Genomic DNA, 21,466 nt, shown 5'->3' with positions numbered 1-21,466 from the left:
CTTATGCAAGCTCCAGCTTTGGCTGCGGCGGAAGGAACTCGGGTAACGCAAGCGCGCCAACCAATTCGCGTAGTTCCTGCCGAGCGACCAAATGGCTTGTACCCAGCTCGCCCAAATGACCCTTGTCCAGCAGCGTCAGGCCAGAAGGGAAAAGTTCACGGTAAATCACGCGTTCGCTAAGGCCGTGCGCAACCCGGAAACCCACCCGCTTCGACAGCTCGGTGAGAGCCTGTTCGATACGCGCCATATTGCGTGCTTCAACGTGGCCCGTGCGGTTGCGCACAACCACCCAGTCCATTTCGCGGCGATGCTGGTCGATCGTTGCCCGGCTACGCTTGATTCTGGCTTCCCAGATCAACTCTGCATAAAAGGAAAGCTTCTTGACCTTGAACGTCTCGCCCTCAACCTGACCGATCAGGTCGAAATCGACGAAACTGTCATTCATCGGTGTGACCAGCGTATCCGCCTCTGTCGCAGCATGACGCGCCAACTCATCGTCACGACCCGGCGTGTCAAAGACAATGTAATCCGCGTTTTGGCCCAGATCACGGCTAAGCGCTTCAAGACCTTCGATATCGCCTTCATAAACTCGGCAATCTGCCGTCGGCAGAGCAATTCCGCGCTTCGCCGCAGTGTCTCCGCGGTTTTCCAGATAGCGCGCCATCGTGCGCTGGCGCTGGTCCAGATCGATCGCGACGACCCGCGCACCGCGATAGGCCAGCGCGATGGCGATATGCACGGCAGTGGTGGATTTGCCCGTCCCGCCCTTTTCATTGGCAAATACGATCCGGTGCGGAGCGGGTGCAGACATAAAGGTAAGTAGCCTCTCGAATTGCTTGTCTCGCGCATATCTGGCGCGCTAGGGAACACGGTAAATCATACTTGAGGGGGCACTGCCGTGCAAACCGTCAAATCACTCGACATGTTGAGAAAATCGCTCGCAGAGCTTCGTGCCGACGGGAGCAGCATCGGGCTAGTCCCGACGATGGGAGCGCTGCATGAGGGGCATCTGACACTGGTGCGCGAGGCGCGGGCGATGTGTGATCATGTGGTAGCGTCAATCTTCGTTAATCCAACCCAGTTCGGCCCCAATGAAGACCTTGATGCCTATCCGCGCCAATTGGCTGAAGATTCGAGCATGCTTGATTCCGAGGGCGTGGCGTTGCTGTGGGCGCCCGCAATCGAAACAATGTACCCGCATGGTTTCGTCACGAATATATCTGTTAGCGGTGTGAGTGAGGGGTTTTGTGGGGCTTTCAGACCCGGCCATTTCGATGGGGTGGCAACCGTTGTCTGCAAGCTGTTCAATCAGGTGACGCCGGATGTGGCCTTCTTTGGCGAGAAAGATTTCCAACAGCTGGCTGTAATCCGCGCGATGGCGCGCGATCTCGATCTAACGCGCCCACATGTAGAGGATATTATCGGCGTACCGACCGTTCGCGAATCCGATGGATTGGCGATGAGCAGCCGAAATCGTTACCTTTCACCTGAAAATCGTGCAGCAGCAGCTGCCTTACCTAACGCAATGCAGCTTGCAATTGCAGAGATTGAAGCCGGGCAAAGCCCGTCTGTATCGCTCCAAACCTTGCAGAGAGTATTGCTTGAAAGTGGCTTTGATTCGGTTGATTATGCGGCATTTGTAGACACTAAGTCACTAAATCCAATAGATTCTTTTCTAGAGCGGCCCGCTCGTCTTCTCGTTGCCGCGCGGATTGGTGGAACGCGATTGATCGACAATATGCAGGTAGGTTGAATGCTGTATCCCAAGTTACGTAATCAATTGAAGTTAATCAGCTGTTTGGAAATTGGAATGCAAAGCGGCTAAGCCTTACTTCTAATGAAGGCGCTTGGGCGGGAGATCATGGCGCAGGATCGTTTGGACTATTGGGAGGCTCTGGGGCTAATCGCGGGAGCGGATACGATCGTGTCGTTCCGCCGCGCGATTTACGAAACCCTTAAGGCGATCCGTTTCGGCGGGGTGTATTTTCTCGCACCGGTCGTGGCTGACCGCCGAGTGGGCCGCGTGTTCTGGAATGTAGGCTTCCCGAAAGTGTGGGAGCGAGCCTACAAAGACTCGGGACGCTGGGACGATCCGCTGCCTAACCTCTCACTCAATCGAGGATCGGCATTCAAATGGTCAGATGCTGAAAGCGTTGGCAACGTGGATGAGCGCGGACTGGCTTATCTTGCGAAGCTGCGCAACGATGGCATGGGCGAAGGTGTCGCCGCGCACTGTACCGGACCATATGCGCGTTCGGGATTTGTGGGCGTTGGAATGCCGGAAGAACCCGGACTGCTCGACGACGAAGCCGTTCGACGAATCCAGATGGCAGCACAACTGTGCTTCCTACAATATTGCCGGCTCGTGGGCGCATTTAAGGAACACGTGCCTGACCTCTCCCAGCGCGAACTCGATGTCATACGTTGGATTGGCGAAGGGAAAAGTAACGCCGTGATCGCCGAGATTCTAGGCATAACCAAGAATTCGGTCGACAGTTACGTGAAGCGAATTTTTGGCAAACTTGGTGTGTCTGATCGGACTGCCGCGGCGGTACGCGCAGTATCGCTCGGCCTGATCTCTCCAGGCAAGCATTTCCGCGAGGCCGCGCATCGTCCCCGCTGGTTGACGTGACTGTCACCTCGCAAGGCGTGTGAACGTTCATTTGACCCCCAACTAGGGGACAAGCCAGTATGTTACAGTAATGCTACGGCCAATTCCAAGATTGGCATTAAGAGCCTTTCGGGTTTCATGCCGAGCGGCCCTGAGTACGGGGCGCTCGGCATTTTGATTCCGCGAGCAAGCGGGGACTCGAATTCTCACTGCGGCAATTTGAAATCTGCGTCACGCGCTCAGCCCAAATTTTACCGACAGAACAATCAAGCCCCGCAAGAAAATGGTGTAATACTGGGAAGCAAAGTTGGAGCGGGTAGCGGGAATCGAACCCGCATAACTAGCTTGGAAGGCTAGGGCTTTACCACTAAGCTATACCCGCCCGCTGGCACTCCATTTGAAGCGCGGCGCGCAATTGCCACGGTTCAGTGGGTCTCGTCAATGCAAATACGCATGGTTTGGCGATTGTAAGGGAGGCAAGCATCCGATTGTCAGCAGCAAACGAATTCTTGTCCCGGTTGGCCACGCTTTGGGGTTACCCGAATGGCTGCAAATTATTAATTGACCATCCATGCATAGCTTGACTCACCTAGAACGGTTGGAAGCCGAAGCCATTCACATCATGCGTGAAGTTGTGGCCGAGGCCAGCAACCCTGTGATGCTATACTCGGTCGGCAAGGACTCGTCCGTCATGCTGCACATGGCGCGAAAGGCATTCTATCCTTCGCCGCCTCCCTTCCCGATGCTGCATGTGGCGAGCGGCTGGGACTTTCAGGATTTGCTCGCGCATCGTGACAAGACAGTGGAGGAGTATGGCCTCAAGCTGATCGTTGCAGAGAATGAAGAGGCTGAGGCGCAAGGCATCAATCCCTTCGACACTGGAAGCGCGCTCTATTCGCAGGCTCAATTGACTGACCCCTTGAAGCGCGCGCTGAGCGAACACGGCTTTGATGCGGCGTTTGGCGGCGGGCGGCGTGACGAAGAGAAGGCGCGCGCAAAAGAGCGTGTGTTCAGTTTCCGCAACTCTGCACATCGGTGGGACCCGAAGAACCAGCGGCCAGAGCTTTGGAATCTCTACAACGCGCGGAAGAAAGATGGCGAAAGCATCCGTGTCTTCCCGCTGTCCAATTGGACCGAGCTCGACATCTGGCAGTATATTCTTGCTGAGAAGATCGACATCGTTCCGCTCTACTATTCAGCCAAGCGACCCACTGTTACCCGCGATGGATTGCTGCTGGTTGTCGATGACGAACGTTTCCGCTTCGAAGATGGAGAGCAAGTGATCGAACGCTCGGTCCGTTTCCGCACGCTGGGCTGCTATCCACTGACCGGCGCGACTGAAAGCGAGGCGACCGACCTTTCCGATATCATCCAGGAAATGCTGCTCGCGACTGGGTCTGAACGGCAAGGTCGCGCAATTGACAAGGGCGAAAGCGCTTCGATGGAAGCTAAGAAGCAGGAGGGGTATTTCTGATGTCAGAAGTGTACACTCCTGAAGCTTTGATCGCGGAAGACATTGCCGCCTATCTTGATGCGCAGCAGCACAAGGAAATGCTCCGTTTCATCACGTGCGGTTCGGTTGACGATGGCAAAAGCACATTGATCGGGCGCTTGCTTTACGATTCGAAGATGATCTTCGAAGACCAGTTGGCGGCACTTGAGGGCGATAGCGCGAAACACGGAACGCAAGGCGAAGCAATTGACTTTGCGCTGCTAGTCGATGGGCTAGCCGCTGAGCGTGAGCAAGGCATCACGATTGATGTCGCTTACCGCTTTTTCGCGACAGAGAAACGCAAGTTCATCGTCGCAGATACGCCCGGGCATGAGCAATACACCCGCAACATGGTCACCGGCGCTTCCACCGCAGATCTGGCGGTGATCCTGATTGATGCGCGAAAAGGCGTGCTGGAACAGACCAAGCGTCACAGCTTCCTTGTCCACCTGCTGGGTATCAAGCACCTGGTGCTTGCCGTGAACAAGATGGATCTGGTCGGCTATGATCAGGCAACCTTCGATCGGATTGTTGCAGACTACAGCGCCTTTGCGGACGAGATCGGCGTTGAGGAGTTCACCGCCATCCCGATCTCGGGCTTCAAGGGCGACAATATCACCTCCGCGCCATCGGCCAACACGCCGTGGTACGCCGGGGCGAGCCTGATCCAGCACCTTGAGACAGTCGAGCTGGCGAATACGCGCGCACAGGAACGCAGCTTCCGCATGCCGGTTCAATGGGTCAATCGCCCCAATCTCGACTTCCGTGGTTTCGCCGGGCTGGTTTCAGGCGGAACGGTGAAACCGGGCGACCCGGTACGGATTGTCCCCTCAGGCAAGACCAGCAAGATCAAAAGCGTGGTGACCTTTGATGGTGAGCTGGAAGAAGCGGTCGCTGGCCAGTCAGTCACACTCACCCTTGAAGACGAGGTTGATTGCAGCCGCGGGGATGTGATTGCAGCCGCTGACGACCCGCCAGAGGCTTCTGACCAATTTGAAGCCACAATCGTATGGATGGATGAAGAGGCGATGAAGCCCGGGCGCGGCTATTGGCTCAAGCTCGGCACGCAAATGGTGACCGCCAATGTGCAGCCTCCCAAGTACGAGATTTGCGTCAACACCTTCGAACATCTGGCCGCGAAGACGCTCGAGCTGAACGGCATTGGCGTGGCGGAACTCCGCACAGACCGGCCAATCACTTTTGAACCCTATGAAAAGAGCCGCCAGCTTGGCGGCTTCATTCTGATCGACAAGTATACCAACGCAACGGTTGCAGCCGGCATGATCCACTTCAGCCTGCGCCGCGCACAAAATGTGCATTGGCAGCCGACTGAGATCACGCGCGAAGATCACGCGGCGCTAAAGAACCAGCAACCGCGAGTGTTGTGGTTCACCGGTCTGTCAGGTTCTGGCAAATCGACCATTGCCAATGAAGTAGAGAAGCGGCTCAATCTGATGAACCGGCATACCTTCCTGCTTGACGGGGACAATGTGCGTCACGGCTTGAACAAGGATCTGGGATTTACCGAAGCGGACCGGATCGAGAATATCCGCCGCATTGGCGAGGTCGCCAAGCTGATGGCGGATGCCGGACTGATCGTACTGACAGCCTTCATTTCACCGTTCCGCGCAGAACGCCGCATGGTGCGCGAGATGCTGCCAGAAGGCGAGTTTATAGAGATTTTTGTCGATACACCGCTGGAAGTTGCGGAGCAGCGTGACGTGAAAGGCCTCTATAAGAAGGCGCGCTCTGGCGAGCTGAAAAACTTCACCGGGATCGACAGCCCCTATGAAGAGCCGGAGACTGCCGAAATTCGCGTCAACACCGTGCACATGACGCCTGCCGAAGCCGCCGATTACATCCTTGAACAACTCATGCCGTTGAAGTGAGCAAGGCTGACGTGACAGACGCACAACTCGCAGCGCAGTTGGCGCTAAAAGCCGGGCAGATACTGCTTGATGTGCGAGCCTCCGGCGCGTTCGAAGGCAAGGCGCTGGGCAAGGAAGGCGACCGGCAGGCGAATGCTTTTCTATGTGAAGCCTTGAGGCGAGAGCGGCCTGACGACGGACTGCTGTCGGAAGAAGAGAACGACGATGTCGCGCGCTGCTCGATGAGCCGGGTCTGGATCGTCGATCCCGTCGACGGCACCCGCGAATATGGCGAAGCACGTAGCGATTGGGCTGTGCATGTTGGCCTTGCGATAAACGGAGAAGCGCAAGCTGGCGCGGTTGCATTGCCCGGGCTTGATGGCGGGATAGTGCTGCGGACCGACCAACCTGCGCCTCTGCCAGAGGCCGCACCTGTTCCGCGTCTGGTGGTTAGCCGCACACGCCCGGCCAAGGAAGCGGTCGAAGTTTCAAAGGCGATTGGCGGCGAGTTGGTGCCGATGGGCAGCGCCGGTGCCAAGGCGATGGCAGTCGTACGCGGCGAGGCAGAAATCTATCTCCACTCTGGCGGACAGTATGAGTGGGACAGCTGCGCGCCTGTGGCGGTGGCAAAGGCCCATGGGCTTCACTGTAGCCGGATCGATGGGTCCCCTCTCACTTACAACAACAAAGACACGTATCTGCCGGACCTGCTGATCTGCCGTCCGGAATGGGCAGAGCGCGTGCTGAACGAGGTAGCCAAGCTCAGCTAAGGCGGATCAATCGCCTTCGAATTCCATCAATGTGCTGACTTCCACGCTGGCATCGCGAAGTTTCTGCGCGCCGCCTAGATCGGGCAGGTCGATAACAAACAGCGCATCGTCGACTGTCGCGCCCGCCTGACGCAGCAATTCTGCCGCCGCCAGCGCTGTACCACCGGTTGCGATGAGATCATCGACGATCACCACGGTCTGCCCTTGCGAAATGGCACCGGGATCAATTTCCAGGCGGTCTGTCCCGTACTCAAGAGCGTAATCGATACCGATTGTCTCAATCGGAAGCTTGCCCGGTTTCCGCACCGGAATAAAACCCAGCTCCAGTTCGACGGCAACGGCGGCACCGAAGATAAACCCTCTCGCTTCCATCCCGGCGATTGCCTCTGCACCCAGCTCGCGCGCGCGGTCAGCCAGTAGCCGCACACTGGTTGCCAGCCCCAATGGATGGCTGATCAGCGTTGTGATGTCACGAAACTGGATACCCGGTTGGGGAAAATTCGGTACGGTCCGGACCAGGCCCCTAAGCTCTTCAGGCGTCATACAAGCCCCCAGAAGCAAAACGCCCCACCATCACGCGGATGGCAGAGCGCTTTGTAAATACGCAGTGGCAATGATCAGTCTTTGCGTGGCTTCACCGAAGCCCAGATTTGTTTCTTCGACAGATATGCCAGGATCGTAGCGAAGAACAGGAAGACCAGAACCGGAATACCCGTTTGCTTGCGATCAATCAGGCGCGGTTCTGCGGTCCACGTTAGAAACGCCGTCACATCTTTCGCCATCTGGCTGACAGTCGCTTCAGTCCCGTCATTGTACGTAACCTGACCGTCCGCAACCAACGGCGGCGCCATCGACAGGTTCACATTGGCAAAATATGGGTTGAAATAGAGGCCGGCCGGCACTTCGAAATCGGGGTTCGCGGCCAACAGCTCTGGATCGGGCTCACCATATCCAGTCAGCAGCGAATAGACATAATCGATGCCATTCTTGCGCGCCTTTGTCATGAGTGAAAGATCAGGCGGTTCGCCTGCACCGAAGTACGGCACTGCAGGGAAGTGATCGGTTGGCAGGCCCGGACGGGTTTCCACTTCGGCAAGCGAAGCATCATAGACAGGAATGTTATAGGTCGAAGCTTCCTGTTTGACTTCGGCTTCGTTGTAGCCCAGCTCTGCGAGATTGCGAAACGCAACATACTCGATCGAGTGACATGCCGCGCAAACTTCCTTGTAGACCTGATAACCGCGCTGAAGCTGGGCATAGTCCCAGGTTCCAAACGGCCCTTCGAAGCTGAACGCTTCGTCGGGACCCTCTGCCTTCTTCTTAAATGCGTAGTAGGCAGGCTTCTCACCAGGTTCGGTAAAATTGGCATAAGCACCCTTACCGAGTGACCACAGGGCGATCCCTGAAAAAAACAGGCCGATTAAGATTGCACCGATACGGATCATGGTTCGTGTCTCTCTCTATCCAGTCTTCGTCGGGCTTACTCAGCCGGTTGCGCCGTAGCGCCGTCTTTGCCCAGCACCGCATCAGTGATCGAGTATGGCAATGGCTCGGTCTTCTCGATCGAACTCAGCAGCGGCAGAATCACCAGGAAGTGCAAGAAATAGTATGCGGTGGCGAGCTGACTGATCATCACGTAGGGCTCTTCAGCCGGCATGCCTCCAACGTAGAACAGTACCGCCATGCAGACGACCAGCGCCCAGAAGAATTTACGGAATGTCGGGCGATAATGGCCTGAACGAACTGGTCCCTTGTCCAGCCATGGCAGAAAGAACCAGATCAGGATCGAGCCGAACATAGCCATGACACCGAGCAGCTTTGCCGGGATCAAGACAATGCTGGTGAACGGAATCACCAAGTCAAAAGTGAAGGCGCGGAGGATCGCGTAGAATGGGTAGAAATACCATTCCGGAACGATCAGCGCCGGGGTCGAAAGCGGGTTCGCCTCAATGTAGTTTTCCGCGTGACCAAGCGTGGTCGGGAAATAGAACACCACGATTGAGAACAGGATCAGGATCAGGCCCAGCCCAAAACCGTCCTTTGCCGTGTAGTACGGGTGGAAAGGCACTGTGTCGCTTTCACTCTTCACTTCAACACCAGTCGGGTTTGACGATCCCGGAATATGCAACGCCCAAATGTGCAAGATCACTACTCCGGCAATCACAAATGGCAGCAGAAAGTGAAGCGAGAAGAAACGGTTCAGAGCAGCATTGTCGGGCGCATATCCACCCAAGATCCAAACCTGGATAGATTCCCCGACGACCGGGATTGCCCCGAACAAGCCAGTAATCACCTGCGCGCCCCAGAAGCTCATCTGCCCCCACGGCAGAACATAGCCCATGAATGCAGTTGCCATCATCAACAGGAAGATGACCACGCCAAGCAGCCAGATCATTTCACGCGGCGCCTTGTAAGACGAATAAAAGAAGCCGCGGAAGATATGAAGATAGATCACTAGGAAAAAGAAACTGGCGCCGTTGGCGTGTGCGTAACGGACCAGCCAGCCCCAATTGACGTTGCGCATGATGTGCTCAACTGTCTCGAAAGCAACCAGCTGGTTCGCGGCATAGTGCATCGCAAGAACGACGCCGGTCACAATCTGGAATACGAGGAAGAAACCGGCCAAGACGCCGAAATTCCACATGTAGTTGAGGTTGCGCGGGACCGGATAGCCGGCGCCGACTGCATTATAGACCAGACGCGGAAGCGGCAGCTTCTCGTCCATCCATTTCATGAAACCGTTCTGCGGTTCGTACTGGCGTGCCCAGGCAAAGCTCATCGCAAATCTCTCAGAAATTAACCGACGCGGATCACAGTGTCGGACGTGAATTCATAATCGGGAACAGCAAGATTGGTCGGAGCGGGTCCTTTGCGGATCCGACCGGCCGTATCGTAGTGCGATCCGTGGCAAGGGCAGAAATAACCGCCATACTCACCTTTGTTCTCACCCTCTGCTGCACCCAATGGCACACAGCCCAAGTGCGTGCATAGGCCCATGGTGACAAGCATATCCTCGCGACCGGGCTTTGTCCGGTCAGCCAGTGACTCAGCATCACGCAACGTCGCAACGTCAACCGCATTAGCAGCATCGATCTCAGCTGCTGTCAGGCGACGAACAAAAAGTGGCTGCTTTCGAAACTCGCCTTTGATCGCCTGTCCGGGTTCAATTGCCGAAACATCAATCTCTGTGCTGCTCGCAGCGCGTACGTCTGCCGACGGCGCCATCTGGCTTACCAGCGGGTAGAGCACCGAAGCACCACCAACCCCTGCAAAGCTTACTGCCGCAATGTGAATGAAATCGCGCCGGCGTACCCCGTCTTCGCCCGCCACAGTGGCGGCATCGGGTGTTGCGGTGCCAGTCGTATCAGCCATTAGCCTTAACCCTGCTTTTTGCCCTTGCGCAGACCCTTGCGCTTAGGATCCATTGAATTGGACCTGACAAGGAAACGATGTGAGTGTGATTCGTATCCCGAAAGGCCCCGACGTTACCCCGGTCTAATCGGGCTACGCCTGTTTGGCGGCGCTGATAGACGCAAAGATGGGTAATGCCAACCGTGTTTTGGGCATCTATTGTTCGGTTTCGTGCAAGCAAGCGCTGCTGCGCTCACATTAGTCCTATCATACTGATCTGACGGCCGTAGTTCGGCTCGCCTCGATGCGTTGCACGGCGATAGGAATAATAAGAGTTTTCAAGTGTGTAGGTATCGAGCATGCAATCCTCGACACGCATTATCCCCACATATTGCAGGCGTTGTTTCACATAGCCGGGCAAATCAAACTGCCAATGTCCTTCCAGACCCTGACAAAAATGTGCATCGTCCTGTTCAGCAAAATTCTCCCGAAAACTCGCGTCGACCTCGTAACTGGCCTGCGCGATGGTTGGCCCAATCACTGCGGTAATATTCGCGCAGGACGCTCCAAGCACTTTCATAGCTTCAACAGTGTTCTCAAGAACACCACCATGCGCACCACGCCATCCAGCATGTACCGCGCCGACAACGCGCGCATCCTTGTCCGCAAGCAAGACAGGCGCGCAATCGGCAGTCACTATGCCAAGAACAAGGCCAGGCGTTGCGGTGACAAGCGCATCGTATTCGGGGCGCCCGGTAGCGGCATCTTCCCATGGTTCAGTGACAGCAAGAACATCAGGCGAGTGCATCTGATGCGGCGCAACAAGCTTGCCATCAGGCAAAATGACATCTGCTCCCGCAGCGCGCACTTTCGCTATATTCGCTACCGCGCCTTCGCCCCCATAGCCAAACTGGTGCTCGCCATCAGAGTGGCCGAAGAATCCATGTGGCACGCCATCGAGCGCAGCGCACCTCACAATGTCGAAGGTCGCCGCGCTATCCATCCAAACTGCGTGTGACCTGCTCAAAAGTATCCCGCGAGAGTTCCTTCGCGGCTTTGATTCGCTCCAGCTCGACCCGCATGATCGCAGCACGTCCATCTTCGATTCGCCTCCAGCGCCCCAGCGCGGGCACGAACCGCGCTGCGGTTTGCGGGTTGATTGGATCGAGCGCCAAAATGAGATCCGCGAGTATTCGATAGCCCTCGCCGCTTGCGTGATGGAAAGCTGGAGGATTGCCGGCCATAGCCATAAAGAGTGAGCGCACGCGATTGGGATTCTTCAACGTAAAGTCGGGGTGCTCGGCAAGCGACTTCACATGATCAAGAACCTGCGGGTGCATTGACCAAGCCTGCATCGTGAACCACTTGTCGATCACCAGTGCATTGCCTTGATAGCGGTCATAAAACGCCGCCAGCTTCTCGGTGCGAAGCGGCGTTTCGAGCCCCGCAAGCACTGCGAGCGCACCTTGGCGATCAGTCATGTTATCCGCCGCGTCATACTGTGCAGCAGCCAGCCCGGCGGCATGCAAGGAATCATTCGCTGCAATATAACCTAGCGCCAGCGTTTTAACCTTGCGCGCGCCGCGTGCCCCTTCGCCATCGAAAGGGACACCGGCTACACGATCATATAGTTCGCCAAATTCGCGTGCCAGATCACAGCCGAGCATCGCTTTCAGTCCTTCACGTTCGCGATGGATCGCATCGGGATCAGCTTTGTCGAATTGCTCGAACAAATATGTCTGCGTCGGCAAGCTCATCAGCTCACCACGCATCGAATCGTCGAGGTCTGCGTCGGTCAGGATAGCGCGCATGGCCGCTGCAATGGCCTGCTGACCCGCAGCGCGGGCTCCCTCCGCCAGATTACCCTTGGCCGCCGAGACCAAATGTCCCACCATCAGCTCCTGCATGGCTTCATAGCGCGCAAAACTGTCATCGTCATGCGCAGCGAGAAGCATCAGTTCCTCAAGCGACGCGGCGCGCTCTATCATCACAGGCGCGGTAAAGCCGCGATTGATCGACAGCGCAGGACGGCTGGTAAAGCCTTCGAAGGAGAAGGTCTTCTCCGCACAATCAAGCACGATCAGCTCTTCACCTTTGTGCGCGCCTGTCTCCGCATCGAGCAATGCGATACGAAGCGGGATCACCATGGGTTGCTTGTCCGGCTGCCCCGGAGTTGCGGGAACCGTTTGTTTCAGCGTCAATTTTACTAGGTCGCCTTCGTGCTCCATCGCGGCCTTTACGCGAGGCGTGCCCGCCTGACGGTACCACAAGCGGAACTGTTCCAGATCCAGTTCAGCCCCATCCTCGATCGCACGGACAAAATCTTCGCATGTCGCCGCTTCGCCATCGTGGCGGTCGAAATAGAGGTCAGTGCCTTTTCGGAACCGCTCCGTCCCAGCCATTGTCCGCATCATGCGGATCACTTCTGCGCCCTTGTTATAGACAGTCGCGGTGTAGAAATTGCTGATCTCGCGATAACTGTCAGGTCGGATTGGGTGCGCCAGAGGGCCCGAATCCTCGGGGAATTGCGCAGCGCGCAGGATGCGTACATCTTCGATCCGCTTCACCGCTTCGCCTTGCACATCCTGGCTGAACAACTGATCGCGCAGGACAGTAAATCCTTCCTTCAAAGACAGCTGGAACCAATCGCGGCAGGTTACTCGGTTGCCTGACCAATTGTGGAAGTATTCATGCGCGATAACACCTTCGATCGCGTCGAAATCGGCATCCGTCGCGGTATCGGCGTCAGCCAGCACATATTTGGTGTTGAAGACGTTGAGACCCTTGTTCTCCATCGCCCCCATATTGAAATCGCTGACAGCGACTATGTTGTATAGATCGAGATCATATTCGCGGCCGAAAGTTTCCTCATCCCATTTCATCGACTTCTTCAGGCTTTCAATCGCATGGTCAGTGCGCGGCAAGTCCTCTTCACGCACCCAGACATTCAGTTCGACTTCGCGGCCGGACATGGTGGTGAACGTGCTCGATTTCGCGACTAGATCGCCTGCCACCAGCGCGAAGAGATAGCTCGGCTTGGGCCAGGGATCATACCACTCGGCCCAATGCGTACCGTCTTCTCTTTCGCCCGCTGATTCCAGATTGCCGTTGCACAGCAGAATCGGGAATTGTTCTTTCGAGCCGCTCATCCTCACGCGGTAGGTGCTCAGCACATCCGGGCGATCCGGGAAGAAGGTGATGCTGCGGAACCCTTCGGCTTCGCATTGCGTGCAAAGCATTCCATTGGAGGCATAGAGGCCTTCGAGCCGGGTATTCGCCGCTGGCTTGATCGACGTAACAATTTCAATCTCATGCGCGTCGCCGCTCAATGGAATGATCAAATCGCCTCCATCGCGGGAGAAATCATTGCGGACTTCGCCGTCTACTTTGACCGAAAGCAGTTCGAGATGATCGCCTTCCAGCCGGATCGAATCTGCCCGCGCAGCCTTGGCATTGTGCGCGACCGTCAATTTGGAGGTAACCCGAGTGACATCCAACCCGAGATCGAAATGCATTTCAATTTCCGGGACCAGCCACGGATAGGGTCTGTAATCCTCCCGCCGGATCACCGGCGGCTCGTGCGGGGTCGGGGCGGCATCCGCCATCTCGGGATTTCGCTGCATATCCATGCTGGCCGATTTAGGTTGCTTTGCGCCTCTGTCCAACGCTTAGATGCAAATCGAATGAAACAAATGTTGATCTTTGGCTTGGGATACACTGCTGCGCGTCTGGCCGACGTGCTCACAGCCGACGGATGGACAATCGATGCAACCGGCAGTTCAGGTAATATCGCCTTCGATGACGAAGATGCGGTCCGCGCCTCACTGCGCGATGCCAGTCATGTGCTGTCATCTGTTCCGCCGGATCTACAAACGGGCGAAGATCCGGTTCTGGCCCGCTATGGCGAGGCGCTGTCTGACCTTTGGATCGGATATTTAAGCTCCACTGGAGTATACGGCGACCAGCAAGGCGCATGGGTCGATGAGAGCACCCCCACCGTAGCTGGCGCGAGCGAAGGTCGACGCAATGCGCGCGCCGAAGCGGATGCGAGATGGATGAAGTTGGGTGCGCGCGTTTTCCGCCTGCCGGGCATCTATGGTCCGGATCGTAGCGCTTTTGATCGCGTCAGATCAGGCAAGGCGCGCCGGATAGATATTCCGGGACAAGTTTTCAGCCGCGTGCATCTCGATGACATTGTGTCCGGCGTGGTCGCGGCAATCGCGACAGAAGCCCCTGCAGGCGCTTACAATCTTGGCGATGATCTGCCGGCCAGCGGCAACGCCGTGACCGAGGAAGCCTGCCGATTGCTGGGCATCGCCCCGCCTCCGCTTCAGACGCTGGAAGAGGCCAACCTCAGTGAAATGGCGCGTGGATTTTATGAAGAGAATCGCCGCGTCGCGAATGGCAAGGCCAAGCGGGTGCTTGGCTGGGAGCCTGCCCATCCAACTTACAAGGAAGGCCTACTCAGCCTTCTCTAATCGACGTCATGCCGGAAGGCTGTGGCTTGCCCAACCTTTATGGTCTTCTGCTTGCGCGCCTTCAGCGCCAGAACCATGCCCAGTATCGCCAGCGTCATCCCGCCTGCCGTCAATGGCGTCCAGCGATAACCCTCAAGCAAAGTCGAAATCAGCATCGCAACGCAGATCGTGACGATCGAGTTATACGCGGTGCGGCCTGCCCCAATCTCTCGGACCAGATTATAATGCAGCGGAAACGTTACGACGGAACCGATCAGCGCGAGATAGATGATGCCTGACCAATATTCGATGTTGGTCGGCAACGGCGGCGCGCCAGCGGTCAGCAAAGCAAAGATCCCGTCGAACGCTGTCCCATAAAGCATGGCCCATGCCAGCAGACTGACCATCGGGACTGCGCGGCCAGTCGGGTTGGCCTGAACCACGTTGGCGACCGAGGCTGAAAGAATGCCGAGCATCGCCAGCACAATCCCGAGCCCTACGTTGCCGCCAATAACGCCTGCATCGGGATTGGCCCGCCATTCATGCACCAGCAGGAAGGACACACCAATAATCGCAACCGCGCTCCCCAGCATGAACCCACCTTGCACGCGCTCCCTAAGAAAGATCCGCGCGAACATCGCATTCGGCACCATCAGTAGAGCGAACATCATCGCCACAATTCCGGACGTCACGTAAAGCTCTGAATGGTAGACGAACAGGAAATTGCCGCTGAACTGAAAGATGCCAACGACTGCGGCAAGCACATGTTCAGGCCGCGCAAGCTTGATCCGCCGCTTCATCAGGAAGGCGACAAGGAACAGGGCCGGTGCCGCCAGCGCAAAGCGATAGAAAACCGACCACGCCGCTGGCACGCCGTCGATTTGCCCTGTGATCACAAACCAGGTTGAGCCCCAGATTGTGCCGGTGATCAGGAATGGCAGGATGACACCGGGGCGCAGCATGCTCTGCGCTTCAGCCCCGCTCATAAAGAAACAATCGCTTTTGCCAGAGCCATCGCGTCTTCCTGTGGCGTGTTCCAGGCCGTTACGAACCGGGCCGAGTTTTCACCCCAGTCATAGAAATCGAAGCCCTGAGCGCGCAGTCCCTCGCGCTCATCCGTGGATAGGCGCACGAACAGCTCATTGGCTTCAACCGGATGCAGCAAGCGATCTCCACATGCGCCAGCGATCTCTGCAGCTGCCGCATTGGCTACTCTTGCGTTCTCCAACCACAAATCGCCATCCAGCATCGCAAGGATCTGAGCAGCCTGATAGCGGCCCTTGCACTGCAAATGACCCGCGCGCTTGCGGCGATACTTCACCAGATCGGCCTGCGCAGGCTCGAACATCACAAGCGCCTCTGCGCTCATTCCGCCATTCTTTATGAAGCCGAACGCCAATGTGTCACATGGGCCAACAGCCTCTGCAGGCGATCTGCCAAGATATGCAACAGCGTTGGCAAACCGCGCACCATCCATATGCAGGCCCAGTTTTCGCGCTTTTGCCAGATCACCCAGCGCCGCCAATTCCCCAGGCCGGTAGGAACAACCATATTCACTCGCTTGAGTGATGGAGATCGCGTGTGCTTGCACCTGATGGACATCATCACGGATCGGATCGAGGACCGCGGAGATATTGGCAGGTGTCAGCTTGGCGCTTTCACCCTTGGCCAGCATCAGCTTCGCACCATGCAGGTAGAAGCCCGGAGCCCCGCCCTCATCGACTTCGATATGCGCCTCTTCATGGCAGACAACCCCGCCATGCGGCTGCACCATTGTACCGAGCGCGAGGCAGTTTGCTGCGGTACCCGTCGCAATCCATATCGCCGCGCACTCGCGCCCGAATACTTCCGAGAAGCGATCATCTAGCGCTTCGCTCAGGGTATCTCCATCATAGGGGACGTCCGGCGCGTCTGCCGCGCGCATCGCCTCCCACAGCTTGGGATGCACTGTTGCAGCATTGTCAGAGAGAAAGGGTTTGCGCGTGCTCATTGCCATCGCCTGTAAAGCGGATGACAGCGAGATCAAGCCAATGCGGAGAAATCGCGCGACGCGATGCTGTGCAATATTGCAGACTTCAGGTCGCGAGCGCGCTCGATCGGCAAACCCGGAATCGAGAACGTTCCGCCGGCCAGACCCAGATGCAGGGTCGCATAGCCGCGCCGTTGCGCAATCGGGCCTTGCACAATCTCGACTGAATGGAGCTTCACCCGCGATGCAATCCGCGTGGCTGGCGACAGCAGCCCTTTGCGCCCGAACACTTGGCTGGCGCTCAAGGCGTGGCGCTGGAACTGCCAAGCGTATAGATTCGCAAGAGTGAAGAAGATCGACAACGCCACTGGAATGAGCGGTATGAATGCAGCGTATGCGAACCCGCTTCCGATGGTTCCAGTACCAATCAAAATGGCAAGAAGCAGCGCGATAAGGGCAAAGATTCCGCCTTCGATCGCCGCACTGTCAACGCGGTACTTGCGGCTGGCATGCCGCCAATCTAGGTCCTCAGATGGCGGTTCAAACTTCGCCGCGCGGATGATCGGGTCGATCTCTTCCATCTGCCCAAAAGGCGCAACAACATGGCTGGTTGAGCCTGCGTCCTGAGCAAGGCTTACAAATTTCAGGCTATGCCAGCCGAAACGATAGCGCAGCCAGCCAGTACCGAGCACCAAAGCCTGCACTCGGTGTACCGGCATGACCACATCGGTCTTCGTGAAGAGTCCACGGCGGCGGCGGAAACCGCGCGCAGTCTTTTCAAGCACAAACCCCCAGTCGCGCAGGAAGGTGCGGACCAGTCCGGTCACCGATCCGACAATCAGCAAAGTGATGACCCCCGCCACGACGCCGGCGATCTGAGCGATGAAGCCGAAGCTGGAGAGCCAGCCGCTCTGGCTTTCGATCCAGCCTTGCCAAAGGTCCACATCCCACAGCTCGATCCCCACAAAGGTGTCGACATATTGCAGCAAGCCGCCCAGCACGGCGAATACCGCGAGCGAGAATTCAAAGAATCCAAAGGTCGTGAGGCGTTTGGTGTCCATGGAAAAGACCGTGTCGCCTTGATCGTCCTGAACAGTATCAGTGCCCCCGCTGCTGCCAGTTTCGGCCGCTGCTTCGGCTTCATCCCGGCGCTCACGGATCAATTGACGCAGCTCTTCGCCTTGGCTTTCCAGCAGATAGGCAAGCTTCAGATCGTCTGCGCCTCCGGCACCTGTTTCGAACTTGACTTCAACCAGTCCGAATAACCGCGGCAGCAGCTTCTGCTCAAGGCTGACATCCTGAATGCGCTCATAGGGGACGGATCGCGCAGCACGGCTGATAATCCCGCTTTCGACGCGAATATCCTCTGCGCCGGTGGTGTAAGTCAGACGTAACCAACGCAGATAGGCCGCGCCGACATTTGCCAACAGGATGACAAACAAGACTCCGGCCAAACCGCCGAAGCCAAAGGGGTTGTCGCGCAAGGCAACGCCAGCAACCACCAGCGGCACGACAAGCTGGCGAATGCTTGCAATCGCGCTGACCAACAAGCCGATGGGCGCCGTACGTTGCGGCTGTGTCCCGTCAGCGGGATAAGTGGCAATCTCGCCAGACATCGTGATCAAAGCGCCTCACGCTTGATGTGGCTGCGGATTTCCTCGCGCATATCACGCGCCAACAGCTCGCCAAGACCCGGCAAATGCACCGAGGCATTGTGCGAACCGGCCGTGTGCAGCGTCAGCGTAGCGATCCCGAAGAAGCGGTCGATGGGTCCCTGATTGACGTCAATATGCTGGACCCGCCCAAACGGCACGACAGTATCATGGCGGAACAAGATACCGCGCACAACGCGCAGGCGATCTGTGCTCATCGCATAGCCGCGCGCGTGGAAGCGCCGCGAAGGCAAGCGAATGATGAAGGCAAGAGCGATCAAGACGACCGGGATCATTATGGTCGCCGTTGGCAAAATTGCCCGGCCTTCCAAAACGAATGCAGCCACGATGAACGGGAGCGATGTGAGTATTGCCTGCAACCGCAAAGCCGACTTGTAGTTGGGATGCAGTTCAGTCAGCGCCTGATCATCGCCGGGCCCCGAAACGTTGGGTGTCTGCTCAGTTGCGGGAGCGACGGCAGATGGTTCTGCCTCTGTGTTTTCATCCATAGTGACTTAGATGGGCAATACGGCTCTTCAGGTCAATGTCTTAGCGGCGTTGGTCGAATCTGCGCCCGATCAGCGAAGCTGCAATATTGGTCTTCTGGACATCTGTGGTACCGCCAGCGATCCCCCAAGCAAAACCATCACGGACACGCTGCTCCATGCCATAGTCCTTGTGATAGCCATACCCGCCCATGACCTGCAGCCCCATGGCGGTCACATCGCGCACGATTTCATTGGCGTAGCATTTGGCGACCGAGCTTTCATAGACAGTGGGCAAACCGTCATCCTGATGTGCGGCATTGGCAGCCGCGCGATGGATCAGCAGGCGTGATGCCTCTACCTTCATAGCCATTTCAGCCAGCTTCAATTGCACAGCCTGAAATTCAACGATGGGTTTTCCGAAAGCTTCGCGCTCCTGAACATATTGGGTGGCCTGTTCGAGCGCAGCTGCGGCCACTCCCAGGCTTTGCGTCGCATTGCCGCAGCGCTCCAGCCCGAACGCGCTCATCAACTTGCCGAACCCGCCCGCGCCAACGATCACGTTCTCCTTTGGCACACGCACGTCTTCGATCGCGAAGTCTGCTGTGTCGATGCCGCGGAAACCCATCAGCTGCTCGCGCTTGCCGAATTGCATTCCGGGCGCGTCTTTCTCAAGCAGGATAGCGCCGATGCCCTTGGCGCCGGGCTCATCATTGTAGCGGCAATAGGTGACGTAATAGTCCGAATGCCCACCGCCAGAAGTCCAGCGCTTGTAGCCATTGACGACATAATCATCGCCATCGGCGACCGCGCGCGTCTTGAGATCGGTCAGCGCGGTGCCAGCGTCGGGTTCAGACATGGAAACCGCAACAATCTTCTCGCCCTTGATCACCTCGGGCAGAATACGCGCCTTCATTTCGGCTGAACCAAAACGCTCGATCGTGCGCACCGGCCCAACCAAGGCCTCAAACACCGGAAAAGCGACCGCGTTGGAAATCTGCGCAAACTCTTCAAGCACCAACAGCGCTTCGACATGCCCCAGCCCTAGCCCGCCATATTCGGTTGGCAAATTCACACCCAGGAAGCCCAGCTCGCCATATTTTCGCAGCATGTCAGCGGGAACGGAATAGTCCTTCTCTTCCATATCGCGCGCAAGCTCTGGCAATTCGGCGCGGGCGAATTTGCGTGCCGCATCCTGCAGTTCGCGCTGTTCGTCGGTAAGGCGGAAGTCCATTGGGTCTGATCCTGTCGTCTGTTTGTCGCGCTACCCCTAGCGCATCTTGCAGCCTGTTTGCCTAGCGCATTTGTGAGGGTGGCAGAAACCGCCCGCTCGCATAGGGTTGGCGCAATCAGACATTCGCGAAGGAGAACTCCCATGACCAAGCTTCATTCCAGCCTCGGCCCGAACCCCCGCCTGGTGCGCATGTTCCTAGTCGAGAAGGGCCTGAAAGAGGGTGAGGACTTCGAGCGCGTGCACTACGATATTATCGCGGGCGAAAACCGTCAGAGCGACAGCCTGACCGGCAAGAACGAACTGCAAACGCTGCCAGTTCTCGAACTCGATGATGGCACCTGTCTGACCGAAAGCTGGCCGATCTGCGAGTTTATCGAAGAGATGCATCCGGCGCCCAATCTGTTTGGCGAGACCGCGCATGAACGCGCAGAAGTACGTAAATGGGCGCGGCTGTTTGATCAGGAAGTGGTGGTGCCAATGACCATGGGTTTCCGCGCAACCGGCGGCCGCCCGATGTTCGAGCCGCGCATACCGGTCGTGTCGACTGAAGCCGGGGCTGAGCTCACAGCAATGTCTGATGAGAAGTGGCGCTGGTTCGACAAGACACTCGGCGACAGCAATCATCTGGCTTTGGGCCGCTTTACCTTCGCGGATTTGCTGATGTTTGCCTTTGCCAATTTCGGGTTCACCATCGGTTGGAAGCTGCCCGAGGGGACGGACAATCTCGCGCGCTTCGTAGAGACCCACAATCAGCGTGAATGTGCCGCGATCTGGCAGCAGGCAGAATAGTGCCAGACCTGTCCGGCAAGGCAGCGATTGTTACTGGCTGTGCCAGTGGGATCGGAGCCGCAACAGTCAGGCGTCTGGCCGCTGATGGCGCGCAAGTGCTTGGCACCGATCTCAACGCCGAAGCTGGCCAGACGCTTTGCGATGAAGTTGGCGCGAGCTTTCTGCAACAAGACGTGTCGGACCGTGCGCGCTGGGCCGAGATTGTCGCTGTCGCCGTGCAGAAGCTCGGGGGGCTCGACATACTCGTGAACAATGCCGGCATGGTGTCTGGCGCAAGCATCGGCGATGGCTCTGACGAAGAAATGTTCGCCGCCTGGGATCAGGTGATTGCTGTCAACCTGACCGGCACCATGGCGGGATGCCGCGCGGCGATCGCTGCGATGAAGGGCAATCCCGGCGGCGCATCTGGCTCTATCATCAACATTGCTTCGACTACCGCGATCACGCCGCTTCCGACCGATGTTGGCTATTCAGCCAGCAAGGCGGGCGTGCGAGCGTTGACCAAATCGGTCGCCACATGGTGTGCCAAGCAAGGGCTTGCAATCCGCTGCAACAGCGTGATTCCGGGAGCCACCGAAACCGGGATATTGAATGCAGCAGAAAAAGTGACCCCGGGTTTGAAGGCAGCGGTTGCAGCTACCTCGCCCATAAACCGGCTGGCCGATCCGGCAGAAACCGCCGCTGCGATCGCCTTTTTAGCAAGCGATGAATGTCCCTTCATGACCGGGGCGGATATGCTGGTCGACGGCGGTGCGCTCAGCATCCATCCGGGTTTCTAGCAGCGGGTT

Annotated in this window: 20 protein-coding genes and 1 tRNA gene; 8 read left to right on the top strand and 13 right to left on the bottom strand. The window is 57.3% G+C overall.

Translation table 11 applies throughout. The features are described 5' to 3' along the window. Position 1: 1 nt before the first annotated feature. Positions 2-811 carry a division plane positioning ATPase MipZ gene (locus A6F69_RS03040; RefSeq protein WP_067597192.1) on the bottom strand — a complete coding sequence of 270 codons (810 nt, stop codon included), beginning with the start codon at positions 809-811 and terminating at the stop codon, positions 2-4. An 87-nt stretch (positions 812-898) separates the two neighbouring features. On the opposite strand from A6F69_RS03040, the gene panC reads away from it, so the two are divergent. Together panC and A6F69_RS03030 are read left to right on the top strand one after the other, a co-directional pair. Then, positions 899-1,753: a pantoate--beta-alanine ligase gene (gene panC, locus A6F69_RS03035; RefSeq protein ID WP_067597189.1), complete on the top strand. Its 855-nt coding sequence runs from the start codon at positions 899-901 to the stop codon at positions 1,751-1,753. Between the two features lie 84 nt (positions 1,754-1,837). After that, positions 1,838-2,632 carry a helix-turn-helix transcriptional regulator gene (locus tag A6F69_RS03030; protein WP_067597187.1) on the top strand — a complete coding sequence of 265 codons (795 nt, stop codon included), beginning with the start codon at positions 1,838-1,840 and terminating at the stop codon, positions 2,630-2,632. Between the two features lie 287 nt (positions 2,633-2,919). On the opposite strand, the gene A6F69_RS03025 is transcribed toward A6F69_RS03030, so the two are convergent. Then, a tRNA-Gly gene (locus A6F69_RS03025) sits at positions 2,920-2,993 on the bottom strand. Between the two features lie 189 nt (positions 2,994-3,182). On the opposite strand from A6F69_RS03025, the gene cysD reads away from it, so the two are divergent. From cysD to A6F69_RS03010, 3 genes are read left to right on the top strand one after another with little or no spacing between them, the layout of a single operon-like run. Beyond that, positions 3,183-4,085, top strand: a complete 903-nt coding sequence (gene cysD, locus A6F69_RS03020) for a sulfate adenylyltransferase subunit CysD (RefSeq protein WP_067597178.1) — start codon at positions 3,183-3,185, stop codon at positions 4,083-4,085. Further along, positions 4,085-5,992, top strand: coding sequence for a sulfate adenylyltransferase subunit CysN (gene cysN / locus A6F69_RS03015; RefSeq protein ID WP_067597176.1), 1,908 nt, complete (start codon positions 4,085-4,087; stop codon positions 5,990-5,992). Before cysD ends, cysN begins: the two co-directional genes overlap by 1 nt. An 11-nt stretch (positions 5,993-6,003) precedes the next feature. After that, positions 6,004-6,741, top strand: a complete 738-nt coding sequence (locus A6F69_RS03010; RefSeq protein WP_281179649.1) for a 3'(2'),5'-bisphosphate nucleotidase CysQ — start codon at positions 6,004-6,006, stop codon at positions 6,739-6,741. A 6-nt stretch (positions 6,742-6,747) separates the two neighbouring features. On the opposite strand, the gene A6F69_RS03005 is transcribed toward A6F69_RS03010, so the two are convergent. From A6F69_RS03005 to pepN, 6 genes are all read right to left on the bottom strand, one after another. Continuing rightward, positions 6,748-7,284, bottom strand: coding sequence for an adenine phosphoribosyltransferase (locus A6F69_RS03005; RefSeq protein WP_067597171.1), 537 nt, complete (start codon positions 7,282-7,284; stop codon positions 6,748-6,750). Positions 7,285-7,358: 74 nt separating this feature from the next. Further along, positions 7,359-8,186, bottom strand: a complete 828-nt coding sequence (locus A6F69_RS03000; RefSeq protein WP_067597166.1) for a cytochrome c1 — start codon at positions 8,184-8,186, stop codon at positions 7,359-7,361. A 35-nt stretch (positions 8,187-8,221) separates the two neighbouring features. Continuing rightward, positions 8,222-9,520, bottom strand: coding sequence for a cytochrome b (locus tag A6F69_RS02995; RefSeq protein WP_067597158.1), 1,299 nt, complete (start codon positions 9,518-9,520; stop codon positions 8,222-8,224). A 17-nt stretch (positions 9,521-9,537) separates the two neighbouring features. Then, a complete protein-coding gene (gene petA, locus A6F69_RS02990; RefSeq protein ID WP_179946165.1) occupies positions 9,538-10,113 on the bottom strand; it encodes a ubiquinol-cytochrome c reductase iron-sulfur subunit in 576 nt (191 codons plus the stop codon). Positions 10,114-10,345: 232 nt separating this feature from the next. After that, complete coding sequence (pgeF, locus tag A6F69_RS02985) at positions 10,346-11,095, bottom strand: peptidoglycan editing factor PgeF (protein ID WP_067597156.1); 750 nt, start codon at positions 11,093-11,095, stop codon at positions 10,346-10,348. After that, positions 11,088-13,721 carry an aminopeptidase N gene (gene pepN, locus A6F69_RS02980; protein WP_067597152.1) on the bottom strand — a complete coding sequence of 878 codons (2,634 nt, stop codon included), beginning with the start codon at positions 13,719-13,721 and terminating at the stop codon, positions 11,088-11,090. Before pepN ends, pgeF begins: the two co-directional genes overlap by 8 nt. A 54-nt stretch (positions 13,722-13,775) precedes the next feature. On the opposite strand from pepN, the gene A6F69_RS02975 reads away from it, so the two are divergent. Next, positions 13,776-14,570: an SDR family oxidoreductase gene (locus A6F69_RS02975; RefSeq protein WP_067597149.1), complete on the top strand. Its 795-nt coding sequence runs from the start codon at positions 13,776-13,778 to the stop codon at positions 14,568-14,570. Here A6F69_RS02975 and A6F69_RS02970 read toward each other — a convergent pair. From A6F69_RS02970 to A6F69_RS02950, 5 genes are read right to left on the bottom strand one after another with little or no spacing between them, the layout of a single operon-like run. Next, positions 14,567-15,535, bottom strand: coding sequence for a DMT family transporter (locus tag A6F69_RS02970; protein ID WP_067597146.1), 969 nt, complete (start codon positions 15,533-15,535; stop codon positions 14,567-14,569). The two genes, A6F69_RS02975 and A6F69_RS02970, sit on opposite strands and share 4 nt — an antisense overlap. Then, positions 15,532-16,539 (bottom strand): threonine aldolase family protein, encoded by a 1,008-nt coding sequence (locus A6F69_RS02965; RefSeq protein ID WP_067602327.1) that lies wholly within the window; start codon positions 16,537-16,539, stop codon positions 15,532-15,534. Before A6F69_RS02965 ends, A6F69_RS02970 begins: the two co-directional genes overlap by 4 nt. A 32-nt stretch (positions 16,540-16,571) precedes the next feature. Next, a complete protein-coding gene (locus tag A6F69_RS02960; protein WP_067597143.1) occupies positions 16,572-18,134 on the bottom strand; it encodes a PH domain-containing protein in 1,563 nt (520 codons plus the stop codon). Between the two features lie 5 nt (positions 18,135-18,139). After that, complete coding sequence (locus tag A6F69_RS02955; RefSeq protein WP_083984658.1) at positions 18,140-18,679, bottom strand: PH domain-containing protein; 540 nt, start codon at positions 18,677-18,679, stop codon at positions 18,140-18,142. Between the two features lie 40 nt (positions 18,680-18,719). Next, on the bottom strand, positions 18,720-19,889 hold the full coding sequence (locus A6F69_RS02950; RefSeq protein WP_067597141.1) for an acyl-CoA dehydrogenase family protein: 1,170 nt from the start codon (positions 19,887-19,889) through the stop codon (positions 18,720-18,722). A 141-nt stretch (positions 19,890-20,030) separates the two neighbouring features. Here A6F69_RS02950 and A6F69_RS02945 point away from each other — a divergent pair, with 141 nt between their 5' ends. After that, positions 20,031-20,678 carry a glutathione S-transferase family protein gene (locus A6F69_RS02945; RefSeq protein WP_067597139.1) on the top strand — a complete coding sequence of 216 codons (648 nt, stop codon included), beginning with the start codon at positions 20,031-20,033 and terminating at the stop codon, positions 20,676-20,678. Further along, entirely contained in the window at positions 20,648-21,457 is an 810-nt protein-coding gene (locus A6F69_RS02940; protein WP_067597138.1) for an SDR family NAD(P)-dependent oxidoreductase, read from the top strand. The genes A6F69_RS02945 and A6F69_RS02940 overlap by 31 nt, the downstream gene beginning before the upstream one ends. The last annotated feature ends 9 nt before the right edge of the window (positions 21,458-21,466 follow it).

It is taken from the genome of Altererythrobacter ishigakiensis (assembly GCF_001663155.1).
Lineage (GTDB): Bacteria > Pseudomonadota > Alphaproteobacteria > Sphingomonadales > Sphingomonadaceae > Erythrobacter > Erythrobacter ishigakiensis.
This window is presented reverse-complemented; position numbering and strand designations above follow the sequence as displayed.